The organism is Variovorax sp. 10N412, from assembly GCF_056394985.1.
Map to the genome: position 1 here is coordinate 271,282 of NZ_JBFTIO010000005.1, position 14,424 is coordinate 285,705.

Here is a 14,424-nt window from a genome sequence, read left to right on the forward strand (position 1 = left end):
GGCGTGCCGCGGCGATCTCAGCGAGCGAAGAATTCCCTCAGTGCGCCTTCAGGCAACCGTCCCCGCAGTCCGATGGCGACCACCCCGGCGCGCGCGTCGTCCGCAGGCGGCGCCGCCTTGCGCAGCGAGCCGTGGCGCCCGGCGAACTGAAGCTCCGACCATTCGCCGTGGGCGGTGCGCAGCAGCCCCTTGAGCCGCAGCACGCCCGGCGGCATCTGGCGCAGCCAGGCGCGCAGCGCGGACGCGGGAATCACGGCCTCGGGTTTCGCGCTCCAGGTCTGGAACATCGCGCCGTGGTCGGGCGCGTCATGTCCGTGGTCCGCGTGACAGCCAGGGCCGCAGGCATGCGGTGCTTGCTCCGCATGCGGCAACCCCGACAGCAGCGCCAGTGGCACCGCCGCGTTGCGCGTCTCAATGCACGGCGTGCCGGGTGCCGTCGCCTCGACCCAGGCCGTTGCGGCAGCCAGCGCCTCGGCTGACGCCAGGTCGGCCTTGTTCACCACCACGAGGTCGGCCGACTTCAGCTGCCGCACCAGCGTGTCGGCCAGCAGCGGGTCTAGCGCCTGCTGCGCCACCGCGCTCGCATCGACCAGCACGATCACGCCTTCCAGGCTCAGCTCCGGCGCGGCCATGCCGATCTGCGCAATGCGCCAGGGGTCCGACACGCCGCTCGCCTCGATCACCACCGCGTCGAACGGCGGGCTCGCCTCGATCACGCCGACCAGCGCGCGGCCCAGGTCGTCGCCGATCTGGCAGCACACGCAGCCGTTGGTCAGCGCGGTGGTGTCGCCGTGGGTGGCTGCGATCAGTTCGGCGTCGATGTTGAGCGCGCCGAAGTCGTTCACCAGCACCGCCATGCGCAGCCCGTTGGCCTCGCGCAGCCAGCGGTTGAGCAGCGTGGTCTTGCCCGCGCCCAGGAAACCGCCGATGACGGTGAGGGGCAGGCGCTTCTTGGTTGCGGTCGTCACGCGGCCTTCAACCCCTCTGTGCCTCGAACACGCGGCCCGACAGCACGGTGCCCCACACGCGCGCGTCCTTCAGCGCCATCGGGTCCATCTCGAGCGGGTCGTCTTCCAGCACGCAGAAGTCGGCGCGCTTGCCGCATTCGATGCTGCCGATCTCGCCGTCGAGCTTCAGCGTCCATGCCGCGCCGAGCGTGATGGCGCGCAGCGCCTGCGCCACGGTGATGCGCTCGGCCTCGCCCAGCAGCCGGCCCTTGGGCGTGACGCGGTTCACGGCGCACCATGCGGTGAACAGCGGCCCCAGCGGCGTGACCGGCGCGTCGGAGTGAATGGCCAGCGGCACGCCCGCCGCCAGCGCGCTGCCGCAGGCGTCGAGCCGGTTGGCGCGGTCGGGGCCCATGGTCATCTCGTAGTGCTGGTCGCCCCAGTACCAGATGTGGTTGGCGAACAGGTTGGCGCACAGGCCCAGTTGCGCCATGCGGCGGAACAGCGGCGCGTCGATCATCTGGCCGTGCTGCAGCGTGTGGCGGTGGTCGGGGCGCGGTGCGCGCGTGAGCACGCGCTCGATGGCGTCGATGGCCACTTCGCTGGCCTCGTCGCCGTTGGTGTGCGTGTGGATCGTGAGGCCGGCGCGGTGGTACGTTTCGAAATCGGCCTCGTACTGCGCGGGCGCGGTCACCCAGATGCCGTTGGGCGCGCCGTTGAAATGCCCGGGCCAGCGCAGCCGCGCCGAGAAGCCCTGGATCGAGCCGTCGAGCATCATTTTCACCAGGCCGTAGCGCAGGCGGTCGGTGTTGCGCGGCAGCAGCGCCTTCACATGCTCGGCGCCCTGCGGCGCACCGTGCGTGCCATGGAAGGCCTGGAACGCCGGCAGTATGCGCACGCCGAAGCCGTCGTCGCTGGTCGTCCTCTCCAGCACGCCGCAGTCCTCGGGCGTGAGCTTGTTGACGAGGTCGGTCGCGGTGGTCACGCCCTGCAGGCACGCCAGCCTGGCGAAGGAGCGCACGCCGGCCTCGGTCATCGGCGCGAGCAGGCCGGCGTTGCCGATCTTGCGCAGCACCAGGAACATGGCGGCCGGCTCCTGCAGCTCGCCGGTGGGCTCGCCTTCGTTGGCGCCTTCGGCAAACTTGACCATGCCCTCGACCTCGTGGTCGCTGGTGATCTGCGCCATGTTCAACATCGCGCTGTTCACGTTCATCAGGTGCCCGTTGGCATGGCCGATGACGATGGGCCGCGTGGCGCTCGCGCGGTCGACGTGCCGCACCGTCATGCGCTCGCCGCCAAAGTAGATGGGGTCGAAGCCCCAGGCGATCAGCGGCTCGGTGTCCGGCACGCCGTCGGCGGTCATCTTCGCGGCCACTTCGCCCAGGCGCGACACCACCTCGTCCATGGAGCGCAGCCCGCTCCACACCTTGCCCGCCGGGTCGCGCCGGTCGAACCAGCCGAGGTACGTCCAGTCCCACATGCTGCCTTCCTTCAGGTGGCAGTGGCCTTCCACGAGGCCGGGCATCAGCACCTTGCCGGCAAAGCGCTCGTCGAGCGTGAAAGTGCCCCAGGCCTGCATGTCCGCGAGCGTGCCGACGGCCAGCACGCGGCCGTCGCGCACCGCCACGTGCGTGGCGTGCGGCTGCATAGAGTTCATGGTGATCACCTTGCGGGCCGTGTAGACAGTGGTGGTTGCGTGGTTGTCGGGGCTCATGGCGATTCTGGAAGCGAAAGAGGCGGGCGCGCCAGGCCGTCGACCACGTCGACGCGCCGGCAGCGCACCCAATGATCGGGCGCGACTTCGCGCAGCGGGGGCAGCTCGGCCGCGCAGGCCGGCTCCGCCACCGGGCAGCGGCCGGCAAAGCGGCAGCCCTGGGGCGGGTCGATGGGGCTCGGCGGATCGCCGCTCAGCTTGATGCGGTGCGCCGCGCGACGCCGCCCACCGCTCACGGTCGGCACCGCCGACATCAGCGCCACGCTGTACGGATGCAGCGGCCGCGCGAAGAAGCTGCGCCGCGGCGCGCGTTCGACGATCTGCCCCAGGTACATCACGGCGATGTCGTCGCAGATGTGCTCCACGACCGCCATGTCGTGCGAGATGAACAGGTAGGTGAGCCCGAGCTCGCGCTGCAGCCGTGCGAGCAGGTTCAGTATCTGCGCGCGAATGGCGATGTCCAGCGCCGACACCGGTTCGTCGCACACCACCAGCTCGGGGTTGGTGGCCAGCGCCCGCGCAATGTTGATGCGCTGGCGCTGCCCGCCCGAGAACTGGTGCGGAAACAGGTGCTGCTGCTCGGGCCGCAGGCCCACGGCCTCGAACAGCTCGGCCACGCGGCGCGTGCGCTCCTCGGGCGTGCCCACGCGCATCAGGTCGAGCGGCGCGCGCACGGCGGCGCCCGCGCGCTCGCGCGGGTTCAGCGAAGAGAAGGGGTCTTGAAAAATGATCTGCATGCGCGTGCGCGCCTGGCGCAGCGCCGCGCCCTGCAGCGCGCCCAGGTCGGTGTCGCCCAGCCGCATGCGGCCCGAGGTGAAGGGCGCGAGCCGCATCACCGCCAGCGCGGTCGTGGTCTTGCCCGAGCCCGATTCGCCCACCACCGCGAGCGTGCTGCCGCGCCGCACCTCGAACGAGACGCCGTCCACCGCCTTCACCACCTCGGGTGTGCGGCCCCAGCCGGCCTTGCCGCGCGGAAAGTGCACCTTCAGGTCGTCGACCGAGAGCAAGGTGTCGGTGTTGCCGATGAATGTCATGCGGCCACCTTGTCGCGTCGATCGAGGGACTGCGATGGCGTTTCGGCATGCAGCCAGCAGGCCGCGCCGTGCGGCAAGCCTGCCGCCACCTCGCCATGCACCGCGAACATCGGCGGCACTTCCACCGCGCAGCGCGCCATGGCGCGCGGGCAGCGCTCGCGAAACGCGCAGCCGGTGCCCAGCTCCCAGATGGACGGCACCACGCCCGCGATCTCGGCCAGGTCTTCGCGCGCACCGTCGCCGTACGCGGCGCTGCTGCCGAGTTCCGGCAGGCAGTCGATCAGCCCGCGCGTGTAGGGATGGCCGGGCTCGCTCAGCACCTGCTCGGTGGTGCCCTGTTCGATCACGCGGCCCGCGTACATCACCATCACGCGGTCGGCCATCTCGGCGACCGCGCCCATGTCGTGCGTGATGAGCAGGATGGCCGTGCCCTTCTCGCGCTGCAGCTCGCGCAGCAGGTCGAAGATCTGCGCCTGCACCGTCACGTCGAGCGCGGTGGTGGGTTCGTCGGCAATCAGGATGTCGGGGCGGCAGGCCAGCGCCATGGCGATCATCACGCGCTGGCGCATGCCGCCGGACAGCTGGTGCGGGTACTCGTCCACGCGCCGCTCGGGCGCCGGAATGCCCACCTGCCGCAGCATCTCGATGGCGCGCTGGCGCGCCGCGTGGGCGTTCATGCCGGCGTGCAGCTGCAGCGATTCGCCGATCTGGTCGCCCACGGTGAACACCGGGTTCAGCGAGGTCATCGGCTCCTGGAAGATCATCGAGATGCGGTTGCCGCGCACTTCGCGCATGCGCGCGTCGCTGGCCTGCACCAGGTCTTCGCCCTGGAACAGCACGCGGCCCTGGCGAATGCGCCCCGGCGGCGACGGAATGAGCCGCAGCAGTGCCAGCGCCGTCATGCTCTTGCCGCAGCCCGACTCGCCGACCACGCACAGCGTTTCGCCGGCGCGCACTTCGAAGTCGACCCCGTTGAGCACCAGCGCCTGGCCGCGGCGGGTCTTGAACTCGACGTGCAGGTCCTGCACGCGAAGCAATGCGTCGTGGGTGTTGTGGGTGCTTGCCATCAGCGTTCCCTCAGCTTCGGGTTGAGGGCATCGTTCAGGCCGTCGCCGATCAGGCTCACGGCCAGCACGGTGACGAAGATGGCGGCACCGGGAAAGGCCACCGCCCACCAGCAAGACAGCACGTACTGCCGGCTGGAGCCGATCATCAGCCCCCAGCTCATCTGGTTCGGGTCGCCCAGGCCCAGGAACGACAGCCCGGCCTCGAACAGCACGGCCGCACCGATGGCCAGCGTGGCCGACACCACCAGCGGCGGCAGCGCGTTTGGAAGAATCACCTTCCAGATGATGCGCGCGTCGCGCGCGCCGATGGCCCGCTCGGCGCGCACGAACTCCAGCCCGCGGAACTTCATGAACTCCGCGCGCGTGAGGCGGGCGGTGCCCGTCCAGCTCACGATGCCGATGGCCAGCGTGACCGTCACCAGCGTGGGCGAGAACAGCGTGACCACCACCATCGCGAACAGCAGCGCGGGCAGCACCTGGAAGAACTCGGTCAGCTTCATGAGCGCTGCGTCGACCTTGCCGCCGTAGTAGCCCGCGAAGGCCCCCAGCGTGATGCCGATAAGCACCGACAGCAGCGCGGCCACCGCGCCCACCAGCAGCGTGGCGCGCCCGCCGTAGATCAGCGCGGTGAGCACGTCGCGGCCCAGGTAGTCGCTGCCCAGCCAGGCGTCTTCGCTGAAGGGCGGGGTGAGCGGCGCGGTCCTGATCTCGAACGGGTCGGCCGGGTAGAACCAGGGCCCGGCAATGGCCACCACCAGCACCGCCAGCAGCATCGCCATGCCGACGATGGCGGCGGGGTTGCGCAGGAACATGCGCAGCGCCTCCATGCCCGGGTGTTCCACGCGCGCTGCGGGTGCAGCAACAGAAGGCATAGTGCTCACCTTGTTCATGAGGCCTTGATCCGTGGGTCGATGAAGCGATAGCACAGGTCGGTGAGCTGGTTCATCACCACCACCACGACCGAGGAGAACAGCAGCACGCCGAGGATGGTCGGGTAGTCCCGCCGCAGCACCGACTCGAAGGCCAGCCGGCCGAGGCCCGGCCAGTTGAACACCGTCTCCACCAGGATGGCGCCGGCCAGCACGTTGCCGAACTGCAGCCCCAGCACCGTGACCACCGGCAGCAGCGCGTTGCGCAGCGCATGCTTGTAGAGCACCACGCGCTCGGCCAGGCCCTTGGCGCGCGCGGTGCGGATGAAGTCCGAGCCCAGCACGTCGAGCATCGACGAGCGCGCCAGCCGGCTGTACTGCGCCAGGTACACCAGGCTCAGCGTGAGCGTGGGCAGCACCAGGTGGTAGGCCACGTCGATCAGGTCGGCCAGCCCGCCGGCGCCGCTCGAATCGATGGCGCGCATGCCTGCCACCGGCAATATCGGGAACACCGAGGCCAGCAGGATCACCAGCATGATCCCCAGCCAGAACACCGGTGCCGCGAAGCCCACCAGCGAGAGCACCGTGATGAACTGCGACAGCCAGCCGTTCGGCTTGCGCGACGACAGCACGCCCAGCGCCGTGCCCACGAAGAAGGCCAGCAGCACCGAGCTCAGCACCAGCAGCAGCGTGGCCGGCACGCGCTCGGCGATCAGGTGGGTCACCGGCAGGTTGAAGAAGTACGAGTAGCCCAGGTCGCCCCGCGCCACCTTGCCCAGGTACACGCCCAGCTGCACCGGCAGCGACCTGTCCAGCCCGTACTGCGTGCGCAGCTGCGCCATCAGCTCGGGCGACATGCCGCCGCTGGCGCCGGCAATGGTTTCCACCGGGTCTCCCGGCGCGGCGTGCACCAGCACGAAATTGAGGACCACCACCGCAATCACCAGGCCCAGCGCCTGCAGCAGTCGCGATGCGATATAGCGCAGCGTGCCCATGACCCGCGCCTTACTTGAAGTACACCTCGTCCATCGGCGACATCGGTCCCCAGATGGTGGTCGGAACGTTGCCCAGCTTCTTACTGGTGATGGTGTGGTACGGCACCTGGTTGATGAACTCGATGGGCAGCTCGTCGGTCACGATCTTCTGGAAGGTGGCGTAGTAGGCCTTGCGCTGCGTCGGGTCCATCAGGCTGCCGGCGGTGTTGAGCAGCTCGTCCACCTTCGGGTTGGCGTAAGACTGGGTGTTCGTCCAGACGATGGGCTTGATGTTGGTCGACAGGTAGGTGCGGTGCACGCCGATGATCGGGTCGCCCCAGTTGAACACCGTGTCCATCGACAGGTCGAAGTCGTGCGAGGCGAGCCGCTTGGCCCAGGCCGGAAAGTCGGCCGAGGCGCGCACCTCCACCGTGATGCCCACCTTCTTGAGCTGCCCGCGGATGTACTCGGCCACGTTCTTCTGCTGGTCGTCGGCGCCGGGCAGGTAGTCGATGGTGAGCTTGAAGCGCTCGCCGCCGGCACCGGCCTTGTAGCCCGCGGCGTCGAGCATCTCGCCGGCCTTCTTCAGGTCGAGCGGGTAGCGCACCAGGTCGGTCACCGCGAACGGGCTGCTGGCCACCAGCGGGCCGTCGGACACGGTGGCGAAGCCGCCCATCAGCGCCTTGGTGATGAAGTTCTTGTCGAGCGCCGTGGCAATGGCCTTGCGCACCTGCGCGTCGGACAGGGGCTTCTTCGCGGTGTTGAAGGCCAGCCAGTTGAGCGCGCCGATGCCGTCGTAGCCCTTGGGCGTGAGCGACACCTTGGGGTCGTTGGCCAGGCGTTTCAGGTCGGTGGGCAGCGTGGCGAAGGGCACCATCTGGATGTCGCCGCGCTCCAGCCCGAGGATCAGGCTGGCGGAGTCGGGCGTGATGTTGACGATGATCTTGTCGAGGTAGGGCCTGTTCGGCAGAAAGAACTTGTCGAAGCGCTCCAGCACCACGCGCTGCGCGGGCTTGAAGTCGGTCACGCGGAAGGGGCCCGAGCCGATCACGTCGGTGCTGTTGCGCGGATGGTTCTTCAGGTCCTGCCCGTCGCCGTAGATGTGCTTGGGAAGAATCGGGCACAGCGCGGGCGACATCGCCAGCACGATGGCCGGGTGCGGCACGCCCATGCGCACGATGGCGGTGTAGGCGTCGGGCGTTTCCACCTTGTCCACCGGTCCCATCATGGTGGTGAAGGGGTGGTTGGCCTTGATGGCCATGATCGAGAAGGCCACGTCGGCCGAGGTGACGGGCTTGCCGTCGTGGAACACCGCGTCCTTGCGCAGCTTGAGCGTGAGCGACTTGCCGTCCTCGGCCAGCTTCCACGATTCGGCCAGGTAGGGCTGCGGGTTCCATTTGTCGTCGAAGCGCAGCGGGCTCGCGAAGATCTGCGTGGAGGGCAGGGCGGTGGCAATGCCCGACTGCACCGCGCCGTTCAGGTGCCGGGGCGTCTGCGTGCTGCCGATGACCAGCGTGCCGCCGCGCTTGGGCTCGTCGGCCGCGAACGCCGGCAGCGGCAGCAGGCTGCTCGCGGCCATGAGCGTGGCGGACAGCAGCGTGGTGCGGCGCGTGAAGACTGCATCTGCAGGATTCGAGGGCAGCGAGGGGAGCGTGGGGATCGGCATGACAGGACCTCAGGGAGTTCGACACAGGCAATCGGTTTCGGTCCGCGGCGTTGCAGGACCTCGGTGTCGAAGATAGGCGCTTGGTGCGTGCCGGCGAAGAGCCAACGCCGCGCGAGTCACAGGGCCAGAAGGCACGGGTTTGCCCCGTTGTGCGACGGGGCCGTGCGCCACATCGGGGAATGCGCGCGCGCGGTGCGTTTCCCGTCGTGGCGAGGCGCCTTCTTTTCTACTTTTCGTCGCGCAGCCAGTACCACTTGTAGAGCATGCGTTGCCCCATGCGCCGGAACGGCGCGAACGCGCGCGACTCCACCATGCCCAGCACGTTGGGAAAGGGCAGCGGCGAGTGGTAGATGGGCAGTTCGAACACGTCCTTGCCCGTGTCCTTGCCCGCCACGCGCTCGGCCAGCCGCTTGCCGGCCCAGGTCGAGAACGACACGCCGTTGCCGCCGTAGCCCACCGCGTACCAGACCTTCTTGTCCGCCTCGGGCTGCGTGATGCGCGGCATCATGTCGTGGCTCATGTCGACCCATCCCCACCACGAGTAGTCGATGCGTATGCCCGCCAGCGGCGGAAACTTGCGCGCGATGGCGTCGGTCAGCAGCTTCAGGTGCACCGGGTCTTCGGCGTCGGCGCCGGTCACGGCGCTGCGGCTGCCGATCTGCAGCCGGTTGCCCTTGAGCAGCCGGTAATAGAAGCGCAGCGTGCGCGTGTCGGTGAGGAAGGTCTTCGAGCGGAAGTTGGTGGCCTGCAGTTCCGCATCGGTCAGCGGCCGCGTGACCACCGAGTTCGACAGGATGGGCATGAGCCGGTTCTTCAGCAGCGGGCTCAGCGCCTGCCCCGTGTAGCCCCCGGTGCACACCGCCACGCGGCGCGCGCGCACCACGCCGGCGGGCGTCTGCAGGTGGTGCACGCCGTCGATGGTGTGCCAGCCCTGCACCGGGCTGGAGGTGTGCACCTTCACGCCCAGCGCGCGGGCGCGCTGCATCAGGCCGAAGGTGAACTTCAGCGGGTGGATGCCGATGCCTTCGGCCTCGAACATCGCGCCCACGGTTTCGCGCTCGTCGCAGTAGTCGCGGCGCACTTCCTCCGCGCTCATCATGCGGGTGGCGTAGCCGAACTTCTCGCGCATGAGCCGTGCTTCGGCGTCGAGCACCGGCAGCTTCTCGGGCCGGTGCGCCAGGTAGAGGTGGCCGCCGTCGTACGCGTCGCAGTCGATCTGCGTGGTCAGGTGGCGAAAGTTCTCGAAGCCGCTGCGAATCTCGGCGTCGAGCCGCCTGGCGGTGTCCATGCCCCAGCGCTGGATCCATTGCGAGCGCTTCAGGCGGCCGCTCGCGTTCTGCCCCTGGCCGCCGCTGCGGCTGGAGCAGCCCCACGCGGCCTGGTTGGCCTCGAGCACGGTGGCGCGAATGCCGTGTTCCTGCGCCAGGTAGAGCGCGGTCGACATGCCCGTGGCGCCGGAGCCGATGATGGCCACGTCGACATCGATGTCCTGCACCAGCGGGCCGTCGTCCTCGGGCGGGGTGCCGGCGCTGGCCACCCACCAGGTGGGCGCGTAGGCGCGGCCCGCGCCGGGGTCGGGCGCGTGCAGCGGGTCGTATTGCGGGTCGTAGGGGCGCATGGGCACCTGCAGCGGCTGCGGCTCGAACGATGCGGCGTCGATGGCTGCGCTGGCGGTGGCGAACTGCACGGTGCCTGTCATGGTCATGAAGGGCTCCAGGAAGGGGGAAAAGGAAAGGGTTCGGCTTACTTCGCGGCGGGCAGGTTGGGCCGGGCCTTGCGGAACACGTTCTTCAGGTGGATCTTTGCGCCCCGGAAGGTGAACACGTCGATGCCGTCGGTCTCGATGCGGCTGCCGTCGGCGGCGGTGCCGGTGAAGGTCCATTGCGAGGTGCCGAAGTCGCCGTGCACGAAGTGCCGGCCGTTCACCCACTGCGCGTCGGGCACCGCGGCCCATGCGGCGGCGAAGGCCTTGCGCACCGCCTCGGTGCCCACATGGCGCGTGCCGCAGGCGTCGGGGCCGGCGGCGGTCTGGAAGATGCAGTCGTCGGTCATGAAGCCCATGAGCGCGTCGACGTCGTGGCGGTTCCAGGCGTCGCTGAAGGCGGCCAGGGTGTCGGTGGTCACGGTAGAGGAAGAAGAGGCAGTCACGCGGGAGCTCCGGAAATTGATGAGGCAAGCGTAGGCAGCCGGCTGCCTGCGCGATAGGGCCAGTTGCGGGAATTCGACCGAGCCAGAGCGCCGGCCAAAGTGCACGAACGGCACCGGCTGCCCTAAACTGCGGCGCACCATGCCCCCGAACCCGCGAGCCACCCAATGGGCGCAGCTCTTCGCGCTGCCCGACCAGCCGGCACTGCCGTTGCAAGCCCGCTTGCGCACCGCCGTGGTTCAGGCCATCCTCGAAGAACACCTGAGCCCCGGCGCGCCGCTGCCTTCGTCGCGCGAGCTCGCGGCCCTGCTCGGGCTGAGCCGCAACACGGTCACCTCCGCGTACCTGCAACTCATCGACGAAGGCTTCCTGGAAGCGCGCCCGCGCAGCGGCGTGTTCGTGGCGCGCAATGCGCGGCCGGTGTCCGCCGCGCATGCGGAGCCGCTGGTGAGCCGCAGCGGGCAGGCGAGCCAGCCGCCGGACTGGTCGGGCCGCGTGCTGCGCTCGCTGATGGACAAGCCCACGCTGTCCAAGCCCGACCGGTGGCGCGACTACCCGTACCCCTTCGTCTACGGCAACTACGACCCGCAGCTGTTCCCCACCGAAGACTTTCGCGAGTGCTGCGCGCGCAGCCTGGCGCGCTCGCAGCTGCCGCACTGGACGCCCGACTTCGAGACCGACGACGTTCCCGACCTCATCGAGCAGATCCGCACGCGGCTGCTGCCCAAGCGCGGCGTGTTCGCGCTGAAGGAAGAGATCCTCGTGACCATGGGCGCGCAGCACGCCTACTACCTGCTGGCCGAGGCGCTGTTCGACGAGCACACGCGCGTGGGGCTCGAAGAGCCGGGCCATCCGCATGCGCGCAACAGCTTCTCGTTGCGCCAGCCCAAATGGGTCGAGGTCGACGTCGATGAAGACGGGCTGGTGGTCGATGCGCTGCCCGCCGCCGACTACCTGTTCGTGACCCCGTCGCACCAGAGCCCCACGACAGCCACGCTGAGCCTGGAGCGCAGGCAGTGGCTGCTGCGCAAGGCGGAGCTGCAGGACTTCGTGATCATCGAGGACGACTACGAGGCCGAGAACCTGTACGAAGGCAAGCCGATGCCCGCGCTCAAGAGCCTGGACAAGACGGGGCGGGTGATCTACGTGGGGTCGGTGTCCAAGAGCCTGTCGCCGGCGCTGCGGCTGGGGTTCATTGTGGCGCCGCGCGCGTTGATCAAGGAGCTGAGGGTCATCCGGCATGCGATGGTGCGGCACCCGAGCGCCTTCCTGCAGCATGCGTATGCGCTGTTCCTGTCGCTGGGGCATCACGAGTCGCATGCGCGGCGGGTGAACCACGCCATGCAGGAGCGGCTGGCCCTGGCGGCCCAGGCGCTGCGCGACCATCTGCCCGATTTCGAATTCCGGCTGCCTTCGGGCGGGGCGTCGATCTGGGTGCAGGCGCCGACCTGGGTGGACGCCACCGAGCTGTCGCTGATGGCGCGCAGCCACGGCGTGCTGATCGAGGCGGGCGACGTGTTCTTTGCCAAGCCGCCGTACCCGTGCCCGTTCTTCCGGCTGCGCTTGTCTTCCATTGCGGCGGCGCAGATTCCGGCGGGTATCCGGGCGTTGGGGCTCGCGGTCGAAGAGTTGGCGCTGGCGCGGGGCGAGAAGCGCCCGGCGGGTGGTCGAACGCACTGAGCCTTGCGGCTTCCCGGAGGCGGAGGCGCACCGCTGGCGTGCAGCGCGCACCAGAACGAGGGTAAGTCCCGAGCCACTGGCTCTACGCCCACGCAAGCGCTGGTACTTCCTGGCTGGCGGTGTTGGGTGCAAAGTCCGCAGCGAGATTCACCCTCCAGGAGAAAACAGATGACCTTGTCCCGACGTCTTTCCCTCCAGTGCGCAGCCCTCGCGGCGGCAATGACCCTTGGCGGCGCCGCCTTCGCGCAAACCAAGGAAGTCACCTTCGCCCACCAGGACATGCTGGTGCCGCTGCGCCTTGTCATGGAGTCCGGCGAGGTCGAGAAGGCCACGGGCTACAAGATCAACTGGCGCATGTTCTCGGGCGGCGGCGACGTGATTCGCGCCATGGCTTCGGGCGACGTGCAGATGGGCGAAACCGGCTCCAGCCCGCTGACCGCCGCGGCCAGCCAGGGGCAGGACATCAAGCTGTTCTGGATTTCCGCCGACATCGCGGACGCCGAGGCGCTGGTGGCGCGCAACGGCTCCAACATCAACAGCATGAAGGACCTGGCCGGCAAGAAGGTGGCCACGCCCTTCGTGTCGACCGCGCACTACCAGCTCATGGCCGGCATGAAGATGGACGGCGTCGACCCCAAGAGCGTGAACGTGATGAACCTGCGCCCGCCGGAGATCGCGGCGGCATGGGAGCGCGGCGACATCGACGCCACCTTCATCTGGGACCCGGTGCTTTCCAAGATCAAGGCCAACGGCAAGACCATCGCCACCTCGGGCAGCATCGGCAAGCGCGGCGCGCCCACGTTCGAAGGCATCGTGGTCAACGCCAAGTGGGCTGCCGCCAACGAGCCGTTCATGGTCGCGTTCGTGAAGGCGCTGAACCGCGCCAACGAGGAATACAAGGCCACCGGCAAGAGCTGGAACCCCGACTCGCCGCAGACCAAGGCCATGGCCAAGTGGACCAAGGCCGACCCGAAGGACGTGGGGCCGGCGATGGCGCTCTACACCTTCCCGACGATGGCCGAGCAGCTGTCGCCGGTGTGGCTCGGCGGGGGCGCTGCGAAGGCGATGGCCAACACGGCGGCCTTCCTGAAGGAACAGGGGCGTGTGCAGGAGGTGAAGCCTGACTACAACGCTTTCGTGACCACTGCTTATGTCGAGAAGGCGATGGGCAAGTAACACTGCCTGTGGTTTCGGGGGGCGCCTTTGTTCGGGGTGGCGCTCACGCCGACGGGGTACCTTGCTCCGCGAATGTCCCCCGGCCTTCGGCCTCCTCCTTTATTTCGCTGCGCAAGGCACCCCATCGACGTGAGCGTCGTCAGCAGCGGTGGTTGATCAGCCGCAAACCGACAGCGTGCCCAGGTGAACAGGGCGTCGGGTGCTCCCCGCAGCGAAATGAAGGAGGAGGGGCGCAGCCCCGGGGGACATTCGCGGAGGGGAGTACCCGGCGGCCTGTGCACCCGCCCCGAACAGCAGCGCGCAACAGCAACCCGCATTGGAGAAAAAGACATGCCCACGCTAGACATCCGAGACCTCACGGTCAACTACGCAGTCAAGGGCGGCACGCTGCAGGCGCTGGCCCCGGTCAACCTCACGATGCACGACGGCGACTTCGTCGTTGCATTGGGTGCGTCAGGCTGCGGCAAGACCACGCTGCTCAACAGCATCGCCGGCTTCCTGCCGCCTTCGACCGGGGAGATTTTGCTGGACGGCAAACCCGTCGTCGGCCCCGGTGCCGACCGTGGCGTGGTGTTCCAGAAGCATGCGCTCATGCCCTGGCTCGACGTGCGCGACAACGTGGCGCTGGGCCTGCGGCTGGCCGGTGTAGGCAAGGCCGAACGCGACCGCGTCGCCGAAGAAAAACTTGCCCTTGTCGGCCTGGAAAAGTATGCCGACCGCGCCGTGTACGAACTCTCCGGCGGCATGCAGCAGCGCGTGGGCATTGCGCGTGCGCTCGCCAGCGACCCCGCCGTGCTGCTCATGGACGAACCCATGGGCGCGCTCGATGCGTTCACGCGAGAACAGGTGCAAGAGATCTTGCTGCACGCCTGGTCCAAGTCCAACAAGATGGTGTTCTTCATCACGCACTCGGTCGAAGAGGCGCTGTTCCTGGCCACGCGGCTGATCGTGATGAGCCCCAGCCCCGGGCGCATTTCGCACATCTACGACGACGTGCCGTTCTCTCGCCAGTTTTTATCGCACGGCGATTCACGCAAGGTGAAGTCCGAGCCCGAATTCATTCGCATGCGCGAAGAAGTGCTGTCCATCATTCACCACCGCGAGGCCGCCCATGCCTGAGGTCACGATCGCATCGCCCCGCGTGGTCAACG

General features: G+C 68.7%; 12 protein-coding genes. 3 read left to right on the forward strand and 9 right to left on the reverse strand.

Annotation, left to right across the window (positions count from 1 at the left end):
• Nucleotides 1–17 precede the first annotated feature (17 nt).
• From AC1DJH_RS15335 to AC1DJH_RS15375, 9 genes are all read right to left on the reverse strand, one after another.
• On the reverse strand, nucleotides 18–968 hold the full coding sequence (locus tag AC1DJH_RS15335; RefSeq protein WP_478186220.1) for a CobW family GTP-binding protein: 951 nt from the start codon (nucleotides 966–968) through the stop codon (nucleotides 18–20).
• A 7-nt stretch (nucleotides 969–975) separates the two neighbouring features.
• Nucleotides 976–2,661 (reverse strand): amidohydrolase, encoded by a 1,686-nt coding sequence (locus tag AC1DJH_RS15340; RefSeq protein WP_478186221.1) that lies wholly within the window; start codon nucleotides 2,659–2,661, stop codon nucleotides 976–978.
• Nucleotides 2,658–3,695: an ABC transporter ATP-binding protein gene (locus AC1DJH_RS15345; protein WP_478186222.1), complete on the reverse strand. Its 1,038-nt coding sequence runs from the start codon at nucleotides 3,693–3,695 to the stop codon at nucleotides 2,658–2,660. Before AC1DJH_RS15345 ends, AC1DJH_RS15340 begins: the two co-directional genes overlap by 4 nt.
• Nucleotides 3,692–4,762, reverse strand: a complete 1,071-nt coding sequence (locus tag AC1DJH_RS15350; protein ID WP_478186223.1) for an ABC transporter ATP-binding protein — start codon at nucleotides 4,760–4,762, stop codon at nucleotides 3,692–3,694. Before AC1DJH_RS15350 ends, AC1DJH_RS15345 begins: the two co-directional genes overlap by 4 nt.
• Entirely contained in the window at nucleotides 4,762–5,652 is an 891-nt protein-coding gene (locus AC1DJH_RS15355; RefSeq protein ID WP_478186224.1) for an ABC transporter permease, read from the reverse strand. The genes AC1DJH_RS15350 and AC1DJH_RS15355 overlap by 1 nt, the downstream gene beginning before the upstream one ends.
• Entirely contained in the window at nucleotides 5,649–6,626 is a 978-nt protein-coding gene (locus tag AC1DJH_RS15360) for an ABC transporter permease (protein WP_478186225.1), read from the reverse strand. Before AC1DJH_RS15360 ends, AC1DJH_RS15355 begins: the two co-directional genes overlap by 4 nt.
• A gap of 10 nt (nucleotides 6,627–6,636) precedes the next feature.
• On the reverse strand, nucleotides 6,637–8,184 hold the full coding sequence (locus tag AC1DJH_RS15365) for an ABC transporter substrate-binding protein (protein WP_478186308.1): 1,548 nt from the start codon (nucleotides 8,182–8,184) through the stop codon (nucleotides 6,637–6,639).
• 313 nt (nucleotides 8,185–8,497) lie between these two features.
• Entirely contained in the window at nucleotides 8,498–9,976 is a 1,479-nt protein-coding gene (locus AC1DJH_RS15370) for an NAD(P)/FAD-dependent oxidoreductase (RefSeq protein ID WP_472115469.1), read from the reverse strand.
• A gap of 38 nt (nucleotides 9,977–10,014) precedes the next feature.
• Complete coding sequence (locus tag AC1DJH_RS15375; protein WP_478186226.1) at nucleotides 10,015–10,419, reverse strand: nuclear transport factor 2 family protein; 405 nt, start codon at nucleotides 10,417–10,419, stop codon at nucleotides 10,015–10,017.
• Nucleotides 10,420–10,558: 139 nt separating this feature from the next.
• On the opposite strand from AC1DJH_RS15375, the gene pdxR reads away from it, so the two are divergent.
• The 3 genes from pdxR to AC1DJH_RS15390 all read left to right on the forward strand — a co-directional run bounded on the left by pdxR (nucleotide 10,559) and on the right by AC1DJH_RS15390 (nucleotide 14,392).
• Nucleotides 10,559–12,097 carry a MocR-like pyridoxine biosynthesis transcription factor PdxR gene (gene pdxR / locus AC1DJH_RS15380; protein WP_435439152.1) on the forward strand — a complete coding sequence of 513 codons (1,539 nt, stop codon included), beginning with the start codon at nucleotides 10,559–10,561 and terminating at the stop codon, nucleotides 12,095–12,097.
• A 168-nt stretch (nucleotides 12,098–12,265) separates the two neighbouring features.
• Complete coding sequence (gene tauA / locus AC1DJH_RS15385) at nucleotides 12,266–13,273, forward strand: taurine ABC transporter substrate-binding protein (protein ID WP_478186227.1); 1,008 nt, start codon at nucleotides 12,266–12,268, stop codon at nucleotides 13,271–13,273.
• 330 nt (nucleotides 13,274–13,603) lie between these two features.
• Nucleotides 13,604–14,392: a taurine ABC transporter ATP-binding protein gene (locus tag AC1DJH_RS15390; RefSeq protein WP_478186228.1), complete on the forward strand. Its 789-nt coding sequence runs from the start codon at nucleotides 13,604–13,606 to the stop codon at nucleotides 14,390–14,392.
• Nucleotides 14,393–14,424: the final 32 nt, after the last annotated feature.

Coding starts and splice junctions, on each gene's coding strand:
- AC1DJH_RS15350 (WP_478186223.1), bottom strand. CDS start 4,762: ATGGCAAGCACCCACAACACCCACGACGCATTGCTTCGCGTGCAGGAC.
- tauA (WP_478186227.1), top strand. CDS start 12,266: ATGACCTTGTCCCGACGTCTTTCCCTCCAGTGCGCAGCCCTCGCGGCG.
- AC1DJH_RS15390 (WP_478186228.1), top strand. CDS start 13,604: ATGCCCACGCTAGACATCCGAGACCTCACGGTCAACTACGCAGTCAAG.
- AC1DJH_RS15355 (WP_478186224.1), bottom strand. CDS start 5,652: ATGAACAAGGTGAGCACTATGCCTTCTGTTGCTGCACCCGCAGCGCGC.
- AC1DJH_RS15360 (WP_478186225.1), bottom strand. CDS start 6,626: ATGGGCACGCTGCGCTATATCGCATCGCGACTGCTGCAGGCGCTGGGC.
- pdxR (WP_435439152.1), top strand. CDS start 10,559: ATGCCCCCGAACCCGCGAGCCACCCAATGGGCGCAGCTCTTCGCGCTG.
- AC1DJH_RS15365 (WP_478186308.1), bottom strand. CDS start 8,184: ATGGCCGCGAGCAGCCTGCTGCCGCTGCCGGCGTTCGCGGCCGACGAG.
- AC1DJH_RS15345 (WP_478186222.1), bottom strand. CDS start 3,695: ATGACATTCATCGGCAACACCGACACCTTGCTCTCGGTCGACGACCTG.
- AC1DJH_RS15370 (WP_472115469.1), bottom strand. CDS start 9,976: ATGACCATGACAGGCACCGTGCAGTTCGCCACCGCCAGCGCAGCCATC.
- AC1DJH_RS15340 (WP_478186221.1), bottom strand. CDS start 2,661: ATGAGCCCCGACAACCACGCAACCACCACTGTCTACACGGCCCGCAAG.